This window comes from Enterobacter cloacae complex sp. P15RS (assembly GCF_014895905.1).
In the GTDB taxonomy this organism is placed as follows: Bacteria; Pseudomonadota; Gammaproteobacteria; order Enterobacterales; family Enterobacteriaceae; genus Enterobacter; species Enterobacter quasihormaechei.
In genome coordinates, this window is the sequence record NZ_JADBQL010000056.1 from 1 (window position 1) to 373 (window position 373).

The following is a 373-nucleotide window of genomic DNA, read 5'->3' on the forward strand; positions in this document are numbered from 1 at the left end:
TTTTTAAAGAGCAAAACTTCGCAGTGCACCTTTTCAGGTTCACTCTGAAGTTTTCTTGTGTTCGCAGTAAAAGATGGTGGAGCTATGCGGGATCGAACCGCAGACCTCCTGCGTGCAAGGCAGGCGCTCTCCCAGCTGAGCTATAGCCCCATCGTAGTCACCTCTGTACCGGTAATTTTTGTTGAGGCAAGGCGTGGTGACACGAAGCATACTTATGTATGTGAGTGTCGCCGCAACGCAGCATCAGCAAAAATTTGGTAGGCCTGAGTGGACTTGAACCACCGACCTCACCCTTATCAGGGGTGCGCTCTAACCACCTGAGCTACAAGCCTGTAGAGGTTTTTTACTGCTGTTTTTCATCAGACAATCTGTG

General features: G+C 49.6%; 2 tRNA genes. Both read right to left on the reverse strand.

Going from position 1 to position 373, the window contains the following annotated elements:
• Positions 1-74: 74 nt before the first annotated feature.
• Positions 75-150 (reverse strand) — tRNA-Ala (locus IM267_RS21085).
• A 105-nt stretch (positions 151-255) separates the two neighbouring features.
• Positions 256-332: transfer RNA gene (locus tag IM267_RS21090), tRNA-Ile, on the reverse strand.
• Positions 333-373 lie beyond the last annotated feature (41 nt).